This is a genomic window from Streptomyces sp. 3330 (assembly GCF_031456635.1).
Classification (GTDB): Bacteria; Actinomycetota; Actinomycetes; order Streptomycetales; family Streptomycetaceae; genus Streptomyces.
The window spans coordinates 107,377-122,708 of record NZ_JAVDVA010000016.1 but is presented as its reverse complement, the minus strand read 5'-3'; the positions used below and the strand labels follow the sequence as shown (position 1 = coordinate 122,708).

At 70.4% G+C, this 15,332-nt stretch carries 16 protein-coding genes; 3 read left to right on the top strand and 13 right to left on the bottom strand.

Annotated features, from left to right (window positions below):
- Positions 1 to 143 precede the first annotated feature (143 nt).
- The 12 genes from J2X68_RS25555 to J2X68_RS25500 form a co-directional block, all read right to left on the bottom strand.
- Entirely contained in the window at positions 144 to 1,796 is a 1,653-nt protein-coding gene (locus tag J2X68_RS25555) for a caspase, EACC1-associated type (protein ID WP_310434915.1), read from the bottom strand.
- On the bottom strand, positions 1,793 to 2,218 hold the full coding sequence (locus tag J2X68_RS25550; protein WP_310434987.1) for an effector-associated constant component EACC1: 426 nt from the start codon (positions 2,216 to 2,218) through the stop codon (positions 1,793 to 1,795). The genes J2X68_RS25555 and J2X68_RS25550 overlap by 4 nt, the downstream gene beginning before the upstream one ends.
- A 273-nt stretch (positions 2,219 to 2,491) precedes the next feature.
- Positions 2,492 to 3,727, bottom strand: coding sequence for an Ig-like domain-containing protein (locus tag J2X68_RS25545; protein ID WP_310434914.1), 1,236 nt, complete (start codon positions 3,725 to 3,727; stop codon positions 2,492 to 2,494).
- 162 nt (positions 3,728 to 3,889) lie between these two features.
- Positions 3,890 to 4,471, bottom strand: coding sequence for a rhodanese-like domain-containing protein (locus J2X68_RS25540; RefSeq protein WP_310434913.1), 582 nt, complete (start codon positions 4,469 to 4,471; stop codon positions 3,890 to 3,892).
- 189 nt (positions 4,472 to 4,660) lie between these two features.
- The gene (locus tag J2X68_RS25535; RefSeq protein ID WP_310434912.1) at positions 4,661 to 5,404 is read right to left on the bottom strand and encodes a sulfite exporter TauE/SafE family protein; all 744 of its coding nucleotides are present in this window, start codon (positions 5,402 to 5,404) and stop codon (positions 4,661 to 4,663) included.
- The gene (locus tag J2X68_RS25530; RefSeq protein WP_310434911.1) at positions 5,401 to 5,766 is read right to left on the bottom strand and encodes a rhodanese-like domain-containing protein; all 366 of its coding nucleotides are present in this window, start codon (positions 5,764 to 5,766) and stop codon (positions 5,401 to 5,403) included. Before J2X68_RS25530 ends, J2X68_RS25535 begins: the two co-directional genes overlap by 4 nt.
- A gap of 48 nt (positions 5,767 to 5,814) precedes the next feature.
- Complete coding sequence (locus tag J2X68_RS25525; protein WP_310434910.1) at positions 5,815 to 7,176, bottom strand: MBL fold metallo-hydrolase; 1,362 nt, start codon at positions 7,174 to 7,176, stop codon at positions 5,815 to 5,817.
- A 654-nt stretch (positions 7,177 to 7,830) separates the two neighbouring features.
- Positions 7,831 to 8,235 carry a DUF302 domain-containing protein gene (locus J2X68_RS25520; protein WP_310434909.1) on the bottom strand — a complete coding sequence of 135 codons (405 nt, stop codon included), beginning with the start codon at positions 8,233 to 8,235 and terminating at the stop codon, positions 7,831 to 7,833.
- Positions 8,236 to 8,475: 240 nt separating this feature from the next.
- Positions 8,476 to 8,763, bottom strand: coding sequence for a metal-sensitive transcriptional regulator (locus J2X68_RS25515; RefSeq protein ID WP_310434986.1), 288 nt, complete (start codon positions 8,761 to 8,763; stop codon positions 8,476 to 8,478).
- 213 nt (positions 8,764 to 8,976) lie between these two features.
- Positions 8,977 to 9,363, bottom strand: a complete 387-nt coding sequence (locus J2X68_RS25510) for a thioredoxin family protein (protein ID WP_310434908.1) — start codon at positions 9,361 to 9,363, stop codon at positions 8,977 to 8,979.
- Positions 9,364 to 9,527: 164 nt separating this feature from the next.
- Positions 9,528 to 11,225, bottom strand: coding sequence for an aminotransferase class V-fold PLP-dependent enzyme (locus J2X68_RS25505; RefSeq protein ID WP_310434907.1), 1,698 nt, complete (start codon positions 11,223 to 11,225; stop codon positions 9,528 to 9,530).
- Positions 11,222 to 11,674 (bottom strand): OsmC family protein, encoded by a 453-nt coding sequence (locus J2X68_RS25500; protein WP_310434906.1) that lies wholly within the window; start codon positions 11,672 to 11,674, stop codon positions 11,222 to 11,224. Before J2X68_RS25500 ends, J2X68_RS25505 begins: the two co-directional genes overlap by 4 nt.
- Positions 11,675 to 11,952: 278 nt before the next feature.
- Here J2X68_RS25500 and J2X68_RS25495 point away from each other — a divergent pair, with 278 nt between their 5' ends.
- From J2X68_RS25495 to J2X68_RS25485, 3 genes are read left to right on the top strand one after another with little or no spacing between them, the layout of a single operon-like run.
- Positions 11,953 to 13,194, top strand: a complete 1,242-nt coding sequence (locus J2X68_RS25495; protein ID WP_310434905.1) for an FAD/NAD(P)-binding oxidoreductase — start codon at positions 11,953 to 11,955, stop codon at positions 13,192 to 13,194.
- A gap of 25 nt (positions 13,195 to 13,219) precedes the next feature.
- On the top strand, positions 13,220 to 13,537 hold the full coding sequence (locus tag J2X68_RS25490; protein WP_310434904.1) for a TusE/DsrC/DsvC family sulfur relay protein: 318 nt from the start codon (positions 13,220 to 13,222) through the stop codon (positions 13,535 to 13,537).
- A 28-nt stretch (positions 13,538 to 13,565) separates the two neighbouring features.
- Positions 13,566 to 14,039, top strand: a complete 474-nt coding sequence (locus J2X68_RS25485; RefSeq protein WP_310434903.1) for a DsrE/DsrF/DrsH-like family protein — start codon at positions 13,566 to 13,568, stop codon at positions 14,037 to 14,039.
- Between the two features lie 235 nt (positions 14,040 to 14,274).
- Here the strand turns inward: J2X68_RS25485 and sigJ are convergent, their stop codons facing one another.
- Positions 14,275 to 15,153: an RNA polymerase sigma factor SigJ gene (gene sigJ / locus J2X68_RS25480; RefSeq protein ID WP_310434985.1), complete on the bottom strand. Its 879-nt coding sequence runs from the start codon at positions 15,151 to 15,153 to the stop codon at positions 14,275 to 14,277.
- Positions 15,154 to 15,332: the final 179 nt, after the last annotated feature.

Genomic DNA, 15,332 nt, shown 5'->3' with positions numbered 1-15,332 from the left:
AACCACGTCTCGGTACGGTGTGACGGGACGGCCGGGCTTTCCTCGAGGGGCGGCCGAGACCGAAGCGGGCCGCGGCCTCCGCGACCTGCCTGTCGGGCGGCCTGAGATGAGCCGCCCGCTTTCGCCCGAGACCGCGTGCGATCTCAGTCTGCCTTCGACCTGTACGCGTCGACCGCATGATCGTGCACGCGGGCGACCGTCGCACGCTCCTCTTCGGGCCCCGTCGTCAGCAGTACGTGGTAGCGCCCCTCGACGAGCACCACCGTGTTCTTCGCGTACACGGACTTCCCTTCCTGCGTGGACCACGTGAACTCCCCCACAGCAGAGGTCTGTTGACCCACCTTGACCGCGCGGATCCCGCTAGACGTGGCCCAGTTCGCCTCCCGATAGATCTGCAGCTCCGGTTCGTCCTCGCGCTGGTAGGCGACAGGACTCATCGTCGTGGCCGCAGCAGCGTCACGGCCGGGGACGACGGTGAGCGTGTAGGAGCCGTGCGTGTACCGGTACTGCCCGGAGGCGTTCTTGTCGTGTGGCTGCCAACTCGTCGGCACTTCGGTGCTGAAGTTCGGCCCCTGGGCACGCACGTAGCCGGTTGCCGATGACGCGGTTGGCGTCGTCACCGGTGTCGATGTGGGCGTCGCAGTCGAATGGGTCGAGCGTCCGTGCGACGGATCGGCGCCGCCCTTCTGGGCGTCATCCTCGAAATACCTGATTCCGAAAGGGGCGACGGCCAGCAGAGCCAGCGCGGTCAGCCAGCTCCAGCGCTTCCATGTCCCGGGTGCCGGCTTCCAACGCATCGGCGTGGAGTCTTCGCCCGCCGTCGATTGCGCCGAGCCTGCATGTTCCCCCGCAGTTCGGCCTCGCGATTTCCCGTGCAGCAGGTCGATGACGAGCGGTCCGGAATCGGCCTGCCGAGGGCGTGGTCCTCCGTCGGTATTCGCCGTCACGAGGCCTGCGTCCATGACGCCACCCGGTGAGGAAGTCGCGGCGTGGCGTTCTGGGAGCGGAACGTGCGGGGCCACCGAGGATGCAGGCGCGGCCGTTGGTACTGACAGTGCGGCCACCGCACGGTTGCGTACGAGGGCGATGGCGTGACCGGCATTGCGTGCGCGCTGCTGCGGGACCGGTCGGGACTTCGCCTCCAATTCCTGGCGTACGTGCCAGAACAGCGTTTCCATCTCCAGCGGATCCGAAGCGCCAGGGATTCCGAACTCCAGCGCTTTCAGAAGCTCGCCGGTGAAGGCGGTGTACGTCTCTCCTTCGGGTGCCCAGGCGAGTTTCGTCTCAGCCGAGGCGGTCATCAGGTAAGTACCCTCGACCATGGCGTGGTTGGCCACGTCGATCGCTGTGCCCATGTGTCCGACGAGCGCCCGGCCGCTGTAGCAGCAGTCCAATATCACCACCTTGCTCGTGGCCGTACAGGTGTCGACCAACTGCAGGCGCAGGTCTTCATAGGCCACGGCACGGTAGAGGCGCTGAGCGTGTGCATTCGACAGGGCCAGATAGAGCTCACCGTTCGGGGAGACCAGTCCGTGCCCCGCGAAGTAGACCACCAGGGCGTCTTCCGCCTCGGCTGCGGCATCGTGCACGGCGTCCAGGACTGCGTCCGGGGAAGGCGGGTTCAGCAGAACAGTGCACTGATCGGGACGCCGCAGTCCCCACAGCTCGGGGTCGCCCAGAACCTTCGCCAGGCGGTTGACATTGTTCCCCACCGACGGCAGGTCAGGCAGCGTGTCGTACCTGTCCACCCCCACGATCACGGCACGGGATCTCGCCGGGTCGGGCAGTCGCTTCACGGGCTGGTGCCCGCTTCGTCACCGGCCTCCGCCTGTCGCTCTGCTTGGTCGCCCGCGGACGCGGCCCGGAGTGCCTCCACGATGCGCCGGATCGTCTCCTGGGACGCGTCATCGACTGTGAGGGGCCGGCCTGTGGCCGTGACGGTGATCGTGATCGGTAGCGCGGCCGGACGCGCGGCGCGCCAGGCTGCATAGGACATTGCCAGGTTCAGCGCCGAGAACCCTTGGCTGAGGAACATGTCGATGACCTCGACCGTCCCCATGGTGCCGCCGGGCTTGCCGCACGGCACCATTTCCATCGTGGCCTGCCGTCGTACATCGGCGTCCAGCCGCAGCCACTTGTGCAGGTCGGACAGGACCTCCTGCCCCTCGTCGGCAGTCGTCTCGATCCGGATGCGCATGCCTTCCCCCAACCCTTCCATCTCGCCCACGATAGGGAAGGTTGCGCCTCCTGGGAGCCGAAACGCCGATCGACGGGAGTCCGGATCCTGCCCTCTGTGGTGGGGCGGTCAGCGGGTTGCCGAGATCGTGTTCAGCCGACGCGGAGCGACAGCAGCAGGACGAGCTGCCCGTGTCCGCCGCCCGGACCGGCCGCTGTCCCGACGCCGCACCCGGCGACCGTCACGGCGACGCCGCTGCCTGTCGGAAGAGGCGTGCCGTCGACTTGGCGGTTCGGCCGGTGGGGAGGGCGCGCGTCAGGAGGTCGGGCCGCCCGCGACCCACGCGCTCCACGGCATGTTCCAATCGCTGAGGCCGTTGTCCGAGGCCAACTCGGTCTTGTCCGCGGAGTTCTTGACGATCACGACGTCACCGATCATCGACTGGTCGAAGAACCACGCGGCCGGCTGGGTGTCGTCGCCGCCGCCCCTGACATCCTTCAGCCCCACGCAGCCGTGGCTGGTGTTGACCTTGCCGAAGACCGAGTCGGTGCCCCAGTAGTTGCCGTGGATGAACGTGCCCGAGTCGGTCAGACGCATGGCGTGCGGTACGGCCTTGATGTCGTACGAGGGCTTGCCGTCCTTCTCCGTGAGGCCGACGCTCGCACCGTTCATGTGGAGCTTCTTGAACTTCTCGGAGATCACCATCTGACCGTTGTACGTCGGGTGCTCGGTGCTGCCTGACGAGATCGGGATGGTCTTGATCGTCTTGCCGTCCCGGACGACCGTCATCTGCTTCGTCTTCGCGTCCACGGTGCTGATCTGGCTACGGCCGATCTTGAACGTGACCGTCTTCTGGACGCCGTCGCGGCTGAGCGTGACGGTGACGGTGGAGCCGGACTTCCAGTACTTCTCGGGGCGGAAGTCCAGGCGGTGGTCGTTGAGCCAGTGACCGACGACCCGCTGGCCGCCGCTGGAGCTGACCTGGATCTCCGACTCCACGGTGGCCTTGTCACTGATCGCCGAGTTGAAGTTGACCGACACCGGCATGCCCACGCCGACGGTCGAGCCGTCCGCGGGGGAGAGATGCCCGATGAAGTCGTTGGCGGGGGAGACGGTGGTGATCGTGGCGTTACCGGTGGCGGAGCGGCCCTTGGCGTCCTCGGCCTCTGCGGCGATCTGATACCTGGTGGCACGCTCCAGTCGGCCGTCCGGCTTCCAGGAGGCGCCGTCCGCGGACAGGGTGCCCTGGACCTCGTCACCCGTCGCGACGGCGGTCATGGTCACCTTGGTGAGCTTGCCGTCACTGACCGTCACCCTGACCGGGCTGTCGATCGCGACGTTGTGAGTGCCTTCCCCCGGCGTGATCCTTATTCGGGCGTCGGAAGCGTCCTGGGTGCCGGCCTCGGTCGCCTGCGCTGTCGGGTGGGCGCCCGCATCGTTGCCGCTGGCAGCCGCGATGCCCGAGCCGCCGAGTGCCGTGACTGCGAGTGTGCAGCCGAGCACTCCGGCTGTGGCCGCCAGTCGGGTGCGTCGTCCGTTGAGCGTGATCAAGCGCCTCTCCCTGTCGCTGGTCTGTACGTCACTGTGTTGGTCGCCGAAGGGGCGCAACTTTCGGTAAACCTACTTATAAGCGCCCCTATGCCCAGAAGTGCGTAAATTGTGATGAAGGCCATGTGGGTGGGCGAGGCCCGCCTTCGTGCACGCCCGCGTGCGTCAGCCGACGTTGCGCAGGCGGGTCAGGGTCGCGTCGAGGTCGGCCTTGCGGGGGCGGTTGTGGGGAAGCCTGGCCAGCAGGGCGGCCATGCCGCAGCTGTTGGTCACGGCGGAATAGACCAGGCCGCCGGCGAGGCCTGCGGACAGGAGCCTGAAGGCCGGGTGGAGGAACTCGCCCAGGGCCAGGCCGAGCACGACGACGGAGCCGGCGGTGAGGCGGACCTGGCGCTCCATTGCCCAGTTCGCCTTCCGGCCGCCCTCGGGGCGCTGCAGATCGTGGCCCCGGGCGGCCCATTCGCCGGTACCTCCCGCGAGGGTGGCGGTGTGGATGCCGTTCTCCGCGAGCATCCGGCAGGCGTTCTCGGAACGGGCGCCGGAGGCGCAGACGACGAGGACCTCACCATGCTGGGCGGCGGTGCGGAGGTCGGGCAGCGCCCGGTCGAGCTGATCGAGGGGGATGTTCAGGGCGCCGGGGAGGTGGCCGCCGGCGTACTCGCCGGGGGTGCGGACGTCGATGACGGTGAGTTCGTGCAGACGGGCGCGGGCCTGGTGAGGGTCGAGCGTGGTGGGGGAGGTGGTCATGGTCGGTGTCATTCCTGTGTGTCGAGGTGTCCCGTGACGAGGTGTTCTCGCGCTGACGGGTTGGGTGAGGACGTGGTGGCCGTGGAATTCGGTCACCGGGTGGGGAGTCGTGTCGACCGGTGCCGAGGGGGAGCGCACCGGGCGAGGCCGCGGATCTTCGGGTCGGCCGGAGTCCGTGGCCCGGGCGGGTCAGAAGAGCGCGTCGACCAGCATGAGGGCGGCGACCGCGAGGAGCGCGTAGGCGAAGACCCGCTGAAGGGTCCGGCCCTTGAGCCGTTGCGCTAGACGTTTGCCGTCCCAGGCGCCGAGGACGGCTGCCGCGGTGAACGGTGCGACGACGGCCCAGTCCAGATGCGCACCGGAGCCGGCCCGCGCGGTGAGGGCTGCCATCGAGTTGATCGTGATGACGAGGAGGCTCGTGCCGACCGCCCGGCGCATGGGCAGTCCGAGCACGCCGACCAGGGCGGGTACCGCGAGGAAGCCGCCGCCCACGCCCAGGAATCCGGTCACCGTGCCGAGTCCGGCGCCGGCTGCCCCGGCCTTCCGGGGGTCGACCGGGCCGGGGAGCCCGGTATTCGCGGGGCGGAGCATCCGTACCGCGGCGAGTGCCGCGACGGCGGCGAAGGCGACGGTGAGCAGGGCGTCGGGCAGACGGCCCGCGGCGGCTCCGGCGATGACCGCGGGCACGATCCCCGCCGCCGCGAAGAGCAGCCCCGTGCGCCAGACGACGTTGCCGTCCCGGGCGTGCCCGACCAGCGCTGTGACGGACGTGAGACTGACGATGACCAGGCCGGCCGTCGTGGCCTGCGCCGGGGTGAAGTGGACCAGGTAGATCAGGGCGGGGACGGCGAGGACGCTGCCGCCGCCGCCGAGTCCGCCGAGCGCCAGTCCGATGACGCCGCCGGCCACGAGCGCGAGGATCAGAGCCGTCATGCTATCGAGCCGTCGTTCCCGCGTTCATCGACGACGGGAAGCCCGGCGGCGGCCCACGCCTGCATGCCGCCCTTGACGTCGACGACGTCGTGGCCGCGCTGGGCCAGCAGTTCGGCGGCCTGCTGTGAGCGGTGCCCGCTGCGGCAGATCACCACCAGCGGCATGGCCTGGGCCACGCTCGGCACGGCGCCTCCCGCGGCCAGGCGGGACAGCGGCGCGAGGACGGCGCCGGGCGCGTGTCCGACGTTCCACTCGGTCCGCTCGCGCACGTCCAGCAGGACGGCCGGGGCGTCGGCGCCCTGCGTGCGCCCGTGGGCCTCGTCCACGCTGACGCGATGCGCGCGGCGACGGAAAAGTGACATCACAGAACCTCTCGAAGTGTTCTCGGAGTACGGGTCGGTCCGCCGCGGTCAGCCGGTGGTGACGGTCAGTCCGGCTGCCTCGGCGGCGTCGAAGCCCTCGTCGACCGCCACGACATCGCGGCCGGACGCGTCCAGCAGGGAGGCGGCGATGGCGGCGCGCATGCCGCCGGCGCAGTGGACCCAGACGGTGCCGTCCGGCACCTCGCCGAGCCTCTTGTGCAACTGGTGGATCGGAATGTGCACCGAGCCCGCGATGTGTCCCGCGGCTCGTTCGGAGTCGCGCCGCACGTCCAGGACGACGATGCCGTCCGAAGCCCGCCGGGCTGCCAGACCGGCGAACGTCGAGCGGGGGAAGGAGGCGAGCGTGGCGCCCTCGGCGGTCCACTCCCGCGGAGTGCCGGTGGCGGCGGCCGCGGGGCGGTCGATGCCGACCCGGACCAGTTCCCGCTGTGCGGCGGCCAGTTGTTCCGCGGACTCGGCCAGGAGCGTCACCGGCTTGCCCCACGGGATCATCCAGGCCAGATACGTGGCGATCTTGCCGTCCGCCTCGAAGTTGAACGACCCGGCGACGTGGCCTTCCGCGAACGCGACCCGGTTGCGGAGGTCGACGACCCACTCACCGGCCGCGAGCCGCGCGGCGATCTCGTCGGCGTCCGCGACGGCGGGGGGAGTCAGGTCCACGGGCGCGGGTCCGGCGGCGTTGGCCGGTCCCATGTGCGCGTAGTAGGCGGGGACGGCGTCGAGGTCCGCGAGGAGCTGGGCGACGAACGACTCGACGTCGGTCGTCAGAGCGGCGTTGACCGCTTTCTCCTTGCCGATCGTGGTGGCGTCGCCCTCGGCCTGCGCCGAGGAGCAGAAGCTGCCGAAGCCGTGTGTGGGCAGCACGGACGTCTCGTCCGGCAGTTCGGCCGCCAGGCGGCGCGCGGAGGCGTGCTGAGCGCGGGCCAGATCCTCGGTCAGGCGCGGCTCGACGAGGTCGGGACGGCCCACGGTGCCGATGAGCAGGGAGCCGCCCGTGAAGGCGGCCACCGGCTGCCCCCGGTCCAGCAGGACGTAGGAGGTGTGGTGCGGGGTGTGGCCCGGCGTGGCGACCGCCCGAAGCTCCAGCTCGCCGTCGACGGTGACGGTGTCGCCGTCGGACACCGGGACGCGTGCGAACGACACCCGCGCCCCGGACGGCACCAGGTAGGAGGCGCCCGTGATCCGGGCCAGCTCCGGACCGCCGGTGACGTAGTCGTTGTGGATATGTGTCTCCACCACGTGCGAGATGCGCACCCCGCGGCGCGCGGCGACCGCCAGAACCTGGTCGACATCGCGCGGCGGGTCGACCGCCACGGCGGTCCGCGTGCCACCGGCCAGGTAGCTGCGGTTTCCCAGGCCCTCGAGCTCGATGGTGTCGATGAAGAACACGGAGATGCTTCCTTCCCGTCGAATGTACCCCCCGGGGTATACGAACTCTAACATTGATACCCCTGGGGGTATTCCTGCGGGTGTTGGCCCCCGTGCCGGTCCCGGTGTCGCCCGGCGATGTGCCGCTGAGGGCGCGGGCGTCGCCGCGGCGCCGACCCTGGTCGGCTCCAGCGGTGCACGGGGCGGGGTGCCGTGTCGCCGTGCGTCGGCGGGCGGTCGCTCCGCATGCCGTCGGCCGCCTGAAGGGCACCCTGGGTTCCCGGAGGGCATCCCGGGGTTCGTCACCCCGTCCCGCGCCGGGTCGCCGAAGAATCGCCGGGCCGGATCACGGCCGCGGGCATGCGTGAGATCACGAACGGGTCGTCGGGCGACCGCAGTCTCTGATCGCCCGGGTCGCGCGATCCTGCTCTCGACCGGGCGGGTCGCCGCCCCGAACCACCCACAGGGGTGGTGTCGTGCCTGTGCAGGGGGCGACCGGCGTGGACGGCGCCCCGTGCCCGACTCGCCCGGGGCTGTTCACCGGTGTCGGGAGGCGCTCGGTCGCAGACGGTGCCATGCGGCGCGGGACCAGGAGCGCGTCAGCTTCCTCGGTCGATTCGCGCGATGGTCCGAGCCTGCGTCGGAAAGCGGAGTCTCCGCTCGTCCGGCGGGAGCTCAGCCGTCCGCGTCGGCTGCCGCAAGCGAGGCCAGGGCGGCATCGAGGCGGCGGGCGGCCTCCTCGGCGACGGGGCGCAGGGCTTCGCGTTCGCTGAGGGCGACCATGGTGCTCGGGTCGAGGGCCTGGACGGCCGTACGGTCGCCGTCCCGTCGGACGACCACGTTGCACGGGAGGAGCAGGCCGATCGAGCGGTCGGTCTCCAGAGCGCGCTGCGCCAGAGGCGGATTGCAGGCGCCGAGGATGACGTAGTCCTCCATGTCGTGGTCGAGCTTGGCCTTGAGGGTCGCGGTGACGTCGATCTCGGTGAGGATGCCGAACCCCTGCTCCGCGAGGGCGTCCCGGGTCCGGGTGACCGTGGTGGCGAAGTCGGTGTCGAGGTGCACTGTGCGGTCGTAGCGCATGGCGTCGGTCCTTCTTCTCTGCTCGCGGGGCGCGGGACGATCAGCCCTTCGTCAGATGCTGCTGCGGCTTTCCCGGCTCCTTGTGCATGGCTTTCGGGTGGGTGGATCGGGTGTCACGGCCGCTCATGTCCCGGGAGGGTGCTCCACCGGGAGCGAAGGCCGCGACGTGCGCGCCCGGTGGTGGACCAGCTGGTCCACATGTCGGCCCGTGCCGCCCTGCGAGGGCGGCGGCCTGAGCCCTCACGCCAGCGACAGGAAGAGCTTCTCCAGCCGGGCGCGCATGGCCTCCGTGTCCTCGCCGTTCTGTCGCCCGGACTCGACGTCGGCGACGCACTGCTGCAGGCCGGTGGCGATGATCGCGAACCCCGCCCGGTCGAGGGCGCGGGAGGCGGCGGCGAGCTGCGTGACGACGTCCTCGCAGTCGCGCCCCTCTTCGATCATCCGGATCACGCCGGCGATCTGCCCCTGCGCGCGGCGCAGCCGATTCAGCACGGCCTTGAGGTCCGCACCAGCGAGTTCCAGTTCCACGATCACTCCTATGAACATACCCCTAGGGGTACTGTACGTCCCGATTCGGGACGACGTCGTCGACCCTTAAAGAATCACACGGGCCAGGACCGGCCCGGCACGCCGTTCTCCGGACGCCGGCGGCGCCCGGGTGGCGGTGGGCCCGCCGTTCCGTGCTGCGGCTGACCCCTCGGCCTCCAGGCCGCGTGTGGTCGTGCCCGGGTGCCCTCGGTGTCAGTCGGCCATCGCGGCGTCCGGGGCCTGCCGACTCGTGTCCTTCATCTCCGCGGCGTCCTGCGCGACCACGGCTCGAATCCCCTCGATGAGCTCCTCCAGCGCCTGCGGCGGCAACGCGCCGGGCTGGGAGAAGAGCATGGTCCGGTCGCGGACGGCCATCAGCGTGGGGAGGGCGGTGATCTGGAAGGCCCTCGCCAGTTCGGGCTGCGCCTCGGTGTCGACCTTGCCGAACACGATGTCGGGGTGGCGCTCGGCCGCCTTCTCGTAGAGGGGGCCGAACATCCGGCACGGGCCGCACCAGGCGGCCCAGAAATCGATCAACACGATCTCCGAACCGGTCACGGTCTCCAGGATGTTGTCCTTGGTCAGTTCAACGGTCGGCATGGGGAACCGGCCTCCTCTCGCATACCCAGTGGGGTATGTGTTCCAACCGGTGCGGGACCGGTCTTGTTCCCGGCCCCGGTGTCGGCCGGACCGGAACACCCCGGGGGGCGGAGGGAGGCGCGCCACGGTCGTCCGGAGGCCGGCCTCGGCATCGTCCTGTGCCGTCACCGACCGCTCCGGGCCTCCCCCGGCGGCAGGCAGACAGGGGGCAGCGGGAACCAGCGCATGCGCTCGAAATCGGCGGGCAGCGAGGTGGGGCCGTCGTCCAGCCGGTCGGCATGAGACGCGAACACCTCGCGGGCACGGGCCAGTTGTCCGGGCAGTGCGTCCTCGCCCACGCGGAGGTGGGGGACGGATCGGCCGCTGACGCCTGCTGTCGCGCTGAACCGCAGGTCCGTCAGGCGCATCGGGGAGTCGGCGGCGCCGGTGTGGTGGTGCCACAGTCCGTCGTGCGGGTCGAAGCGGTAGTCGGGCAGGAGCCGATGTCCCCAGGTGGCGATCAGGTCGACGGCGTCGATGAGGTAGTCACGGACGGTGTCGCTGATGAAGTAGTTGAAGTTGAGGCGGGTCCAGCCCGGTTTGATGCCGTCGCAGCCGTGGACGATCTCGTCGAGCAGGGCGTCGGAGGTGGCCGCGTCGATGGCGAGCAGCCGGTGGCCGTACGGTCCGGCGCAGGAGCAGCCTCCGCGGGCCTGGATCCCGAACAGGTCGTTGAGCAGGGCGACGACGTAGTGGTGGTGAAGGTACGCGCGATCTCCGTGGCGGATGCGGAAGGAGATGATGGACAGACGCCGGGCGTGGTGGTTGCCGAGGATCTCGATGTGCGGATTGGTGTCCCACCGGGCGAGCGCCGCACGCCAGTGACGCTCCTCGGCGGCCTGGATCGTGTCGGTGCCGACGGCCTGTTTGAGGGCGAAGACCAGTCCGGCGCGAATGGATTCGACGATCGCCGGGGTGCCGCCCTCCTCCCGGGCGACCGGGTCGTCGAGGTAGCGATGGCCGAACGGGCCGACGAACGCGACGGTGCCGCCGCCGGGCGCTGTGGGTACCGGATGACCGGCCAGCTCGCGGCGGACGACGAGAACACCCGGGGTCTGGGGCCCGCCGACGAACTTGTGCGGCGACAGGAAGACCGCGTCCTTGTGGTCACCGGCGCCGGGCGCGCTCTCCGCGACCCGGATCGGGACGTACGGGGCGGCGGCCGCGTAGTCCCAGAAGGAGAGGGCGCCGTGCGTGTGCAGCAGGCGCGCGATGCGGTCGGTGTCGGTGAGAATGCCGGTGACGTTCGAGGCGGCGGAGAAGCTGCCGATGCGCAGCGGCCGGTCGGCGTACCGGACCAGGCCCGCCTCCAGTTCGCCGAGATCGACGTGACCGTCCGCGTCCTCGTCGATGACCACGACGTCGGCGGCCGACTCCCGCCAGGGGAGTTCGTTCGAGTGGTGCTCGTACGGGCCGACGAAGACGACCGGCCGCAGTGCCGGTGGGAGCGGGTCGGGCCGCCGCAGCCCCAGGATGCCGAGCAGCTTGTTCACCGCCGCGGTGGCTCCCGAGCCGCAGAAGACGACGAGGTCGTCGTCCGTGCCGCCGACCGCGTCGTGGACGATGCGCCGGGCGTCCTCGCGCAGCCGGGTCGTCTGCCGCCCGGTGCTCGAACTCTCCGTGTGGGTGTTGCCGTAGAGGGGAAGCACGTGCTCGCGCACGAAGTCCTCGATGAAATCCAGGGAACGCCCGGACGCGGTGTAGTCGGCGTAGACGAGGCGAAGGGGCCCGTACGGGCCCTCCAGCACTTCGTCGTCGCCGATGAGGCCGCGGCGGATGCGCTCCACGAGCAGTGCCACGGCCGGCGTGATCGGCGTGCTCATGACGCGAGTGCGATGTCGATGTCGGGCGGCCGGTGCAAGGTGTTGTGGACCGTGCAGTGTGAGGCGACGGCGAGCAGGGCCGCGCGGCGCTCCTCGGGCAGCCCGGGTGGCGGGACGACCGTGACGCGCACGGAGGCCACACGGGCCGGGCGGTCGGCGGCCATGGTGAACTCCGTGAGGACTCTCAGCCCGGTCTGATCCAGGCCGTGGCGGTGGAGGAATCGGCCCGCGTAGAAGGCGACGCAGGTGGCCAGGGAGGCGGCGAACAGCTCGGTGGGAGTCGGCGCGAGGTCCGAGCCGCCGGCCTCGAGAGGCTGGTCCACCCGGAAACGATGGCCGCGGACGTCCACGGTGTAGATGTCGCGGTCGACGTGAGCGACCTCGAGGCGGTGCGTCTCCATCTGCGGCGGTGGGCTCGTGGTGGTGACCTGGGGTGCGGTGCCGGTCATGGCCGGGCCCCTTCCTCTTCGGCGTCGACTTCTGCCAGGTTCCAGTCGATCGCTGACCGCACTGCTGATCGAGAGGCCGTCGGGGTGGGACGGGGCCCGTTCGGCCCTCGCACCGGCGGCCTCGAAGATATACTCTGGAGGGTATTTTTTCGGTGCATACCCGTCAAGCAGTGCGGTGTGTGATCCGGAGGAGTTGAGCCAAAGACATACCCGGGTGGGTACCGCCCCGGGACCAGTGGCCCCTGCCCGGACCTCATCTCCCCTACGACAGTGGGGACATGGGCACACACATCGTGATACTCGGAGGCGGCACCGCGGGCACGTCGGCCGCCAACCGGCTGCGCCGCGTGCACGACGAGCGCGCATGCCGGATCACCGTCGTCGACCAGGACGACGACCACGTCTACCAGCCCGGCCTGCTGTTCGTCCCCTTCGGCACGGCGCAGCCGCACCACCTCGTCCGCTCCCGCCCGCGGCAACTGCACCCCGGCGTCGACTACAAGCAGGCGAAGATCGAGCGGGTCGACCTGGACGCGAGGACCGTGCACCTGGGCGCCGGCATTCGACTGTCCTACGACGTCCTCGTCGTCGCCACCGGAGCCGCGCTCCTCCCCGAGGAGACCGAGGGGCTGACCGGCCCCGGCTGGCGCGAGAAGGTCTTCACCTTCTACGACCTGCCCGGAGCCGTCGCACTGCACCATGCCCTCGAGCGTTTCGAGCGAGGCCGTGTCGTGGTGAACGTGGCCGATCTGCCGGTCAAATGCCCGGTTGCACCCCTGGAGTTCGTCTTCCTGGCCGACTGGCACTTCCGGCGGCTCGGCATCCGAGACCGGGTCGAACTCATCTACGTGACCCCGCTGGACGGCGCCTTCACCAAGCCGGTCGCGGCGAAGGCGCTCAGCGGGCTGCTGGAGCGCAAGGACATCGAGCTGGTCACCGAGTTCACGCTCGCAGAGGTCGACGGCCGAGGCGGCCGACTGGTCTCGTACGACGAGCGTGAAGTGCCGTTCGACCTGGCAGTGGTCGTGCCGCTGCACGGCGGGGCCTCGTACGTCGGCCGCTCCCCGGGGCTCGGCGACGAGCTGGGCTTCATCCCCGTCGACCAGCACACCCTCCAACACCCCGACCGCCCCGAGGTGTTCGCGATCGGTGACGCGGCCGGGCTGCCGGCGTCGAAGGCCGGTTCGGTCGCGCACTTCGCCGGGGAGGCGCTCACCCGCAACATCGGCCGCTTCCTGGCCGGGCAGCCCCTGGACGCCGTTTTCGACGGACATACCAACTGCTTCGTCGAGACCGGCTTCCACAAGGCGCTGCTGATCGACTTCAACTACGACACCGAGCCCCTGCCCGGCCACTTCCCGGCCGAGTTCGGCCTGCCGCTGCTCAAGGAGTCGCACGCCAACCACCTCGGCAAACTCGCCTTCGAATGGCTGTACTGGCACAGCCTCCTGCCCGGCCGGGAGCTGCCCGGCATCGGCTCGGCGATGCCCGGGCGCGGCAAGCATCACGTCCACTCCTGAACGTTGCGACGAAGGAGGACAAGCCATGCCCACCGCCACCTACGGCGAGACAGCAGTCCCTGTCGACGACGAGGGCTTCTTCACCGATCCCGCGCAGTGGACCGCATCCATGGCCGAGCAGATCGCCCGCGAGTCCGGCGTGGCGACACTGACCGACCGGCACTGGACGGTCATCCGGTTCATGCGCCTCCACTACGCGGAGAAGGGCACGGGCCCCACCGTGCGGGTCCTCGGCAAGACGTCCGGTGTCAGCGTCAAGGAGCTGTACCAGCTCTTCCCCAAGGGCCCGGCGAAGACCGCCGCCAAGATCGCCGGCATCCCCAAGCCGCGCGGCTGCATCTGACATCCCCGCCATCGAGGAGCGTGCCGTCATGGCTGTGACCGCCACGATCGAAAAGGTCTCGATCATCGTCTCCAAGGGATCCCTCGAAGGGATCTACCCGGCCCTCATCATGGCCAACGGCGCCCGCGCCGAAGGCATCGAGGCCGATCTGTTCTTCACCTTCTTCGGCCTGGACGCCATCACGAAGAAGCGCTGGGAGCACATCAAGCTGGCCACCGTCGGCAACCCGGGCCTGCACCTGCCGACTCTGCTGGGCGGCATACCGGGGGTGCCCGACCTGGTCACCCGGTACATGGAACGCAAGATGGACAAGCTCGACATCCCGCCGATCCCCGAGTTCATCGAGATGATCTCCGACACCGGCACGGGCATCTACGCCTGCAAGGCATCGGCGGACCTCTTCGCGCTCGGCAAGGACGACCTCGTCGAACAGGTCCAGGGCATCATCACGGTCGGCGAGTTCTACGAGCGCGCGGCCGGCGGCCAGATCATCTACACCTGAGGCGACCGGCGCCGTCCCGGTCCGCCGGACGAGGGACGGCGCAGGTCGGCGATGGTCGGCGGCCTCCACGCCGACCGCTCTTGATACCGACCGCCCTCCACGCCGACCTCCGCCCTCCACACCGACCGGTTTCCTCCCCGTGACGACTCGTTCGGGTCGGGCGTCCTCCCCGGCCCGGAGGGCGCGGCCGGCCTCGGTGCGCGGGCCCGGACATGGGGCCACCGAAGACGGCGTGTCAGGCCGTCGTCCAGAGGCGGAGCTTCTCGGGGTTGAGTACTGCCCAGATGCGGGAGATCCGGTCGCCCGCGAGGTCGAACGCGTACACCGCCACCGTACGGCCCTCCTGCTGAGCGACCAGGCCGGGCCGACCGTTGACCGCGCGCTCCACGACGGTCAGGGTGCCGGGCGCCCTGGCGAAGAGGTCGGTCAGGTAGTGCGCGATCCGCTCGCTGCCTTCGATGGGGTGGAGCGAGGCCCGGGTGCGGCCGCCGCCGTCGGCGATCACGGTGGCGTCGGGGTCGAGGAGGCGGATCAGGGCACGGATGTCCTTGGCCTGCCACGCCTGTCCGAAGTCTCTGACGATGCCGGCCTGGTGGGCCGCCGGAGTCGCGGGCGTCCGGGAGTCGCGGATGCGGCGGCGGGCGGAGGAGGCCAGCTGACGGCAGGCCGCGGGGGTGCGGCCGACGATCTCGGCGACTTCGGCGAAGGAGTAGCGGAAGACGTCGTGCAGGATGAACGCGACGCGTTCGGCCGGGGTCATCGCTTCGAGCACCACGAGAAAGGCCATGCTGACCGACTCGTCGAGGGTCACCCGCTCGGCCGGGTCGGTCGCGCTTCCCGCCGGCCCGGCGGCCCACCGGGCGGGTCCGGGCAGCGGCTCGGGGATCCATTCACCCACATAGCGCTCGCGGCGGGCCCGGGCCGAGCCGAGCACGTCCAGGCAGACGCGGCCCGCGACCTTCGTCAGCCAGGCGCCCGGGGACTTGATGGCGTCCTGCTGCGGGCGGGACATGGCGTACCAGCGGGCGTAGGTCTCCTGGACGGCGTCCTCGGCCTCGGCCAGGGAGCCCAGCAGCCGGTAGGAGAGATTGATCAGCTGACGGCGCTCGCTCATGATCGCGCTCGGACTCTGATCGTCTCCGGTGGTCACGGTCCTCACCCTGCCCTGTGTCGGTCGGATCTGCGTGCACCGGACCGACGGGACACCGCACCGGAATGTGAGGTGACCTCGCGCCTGACATTCCGGGGAGCCGCGCCGTCGTACCGCTGACACCGGCACAGCATCCCTCGTGG

Excerpts from the sequence above, each read along its gene's own strand:
- J2X68_RS25550 (WP_310434987.1), bottom strand. The coding sequence starts at position 2,218 with ATGGAAGGGTTGGGGGAAGGCATGCGCATCCGGATCGAGACGACTGCC.
- J2X68_RS25540 (WP_310434913.1), bottom strand. The coding sequence starts at position 4,471 with ATGACCACCTCCCCCACCACGCTCGACCCTCACCAGGCCCGCGCCCGT.
- J2X68_RS25535 (WP_310434912.1), bottom strand. The coding sequence starts at position 5,404 with ATGACGGCTCTGATCCTCGCGCTCGTGGCCGGCGGCGTCATCGGACTG.
- J2X68_RS25530 (WP_310434911.1), bottom strand. The coding sequence starts at position 5,766 with ATGTCACTTTTCCGTCGCCGCGCGCATCGCGTCAGCGTGGACGAGGCC.
- J2X68_RS25520 (WP_310434909.1), bottom strand. The coding sequence starts at position 8,235 with ATGCGCTACGACCGCACAGTGCACCTCGACACCGACTTCGCCACCACG.
- J2X68_RS25510 (WP_310434908.1), bottom strand. The coding sequence starts at position 9,363 with ATGCCGACCGTTGAACTGACCAAGGACAACATCCTGGAGACCGTGACC.
- J2X68_RS25505 (WP_310434907.1), bottom strand. The coding sequence starts at position 11,225 with ATGAGCACGCCGATCACGCCGGCCGTGGCACTGCTCGTGGAGCGCATC.
- J2X68_RS25500 (WP_310434906.1), bottom strand. The coding sequence starts at position 11,674 with ATGACCGGCACCGCACCCCAGGTCACCACCACGAGCCCACCGCCGCAG.
- J2X68_RS25495 (WP_310434905.1), top strand. The coding sequence starts at position 11,953 with ATGGGCACACACATCGTGATACTCGGAGGCGGCACCGCGGGCACGTCG.
- J2X68_RS25490 (WP_310434904.1), top strand. The coding sequence starts at position 13,220 with ATGCCCACCGCCACCTACGGCGAGACAGCAGTCCCTGTCGACGACGAG.
- J2X68_RS25485 (WP_310434903.1), top strand. The coding sequence starts at position 13,566 with ATGGCTGTGACCGCCACGATCGAAAAGGTCTCGATCATCGTCTCCAAG.
- sigJ (WP_310434985.1), bottom strand. The coding sequence starts at position 15,153 with ATGAGCGAGCGCCGTCAGCTGATCAATCTCTCCTACCGGCTGCTGGGC.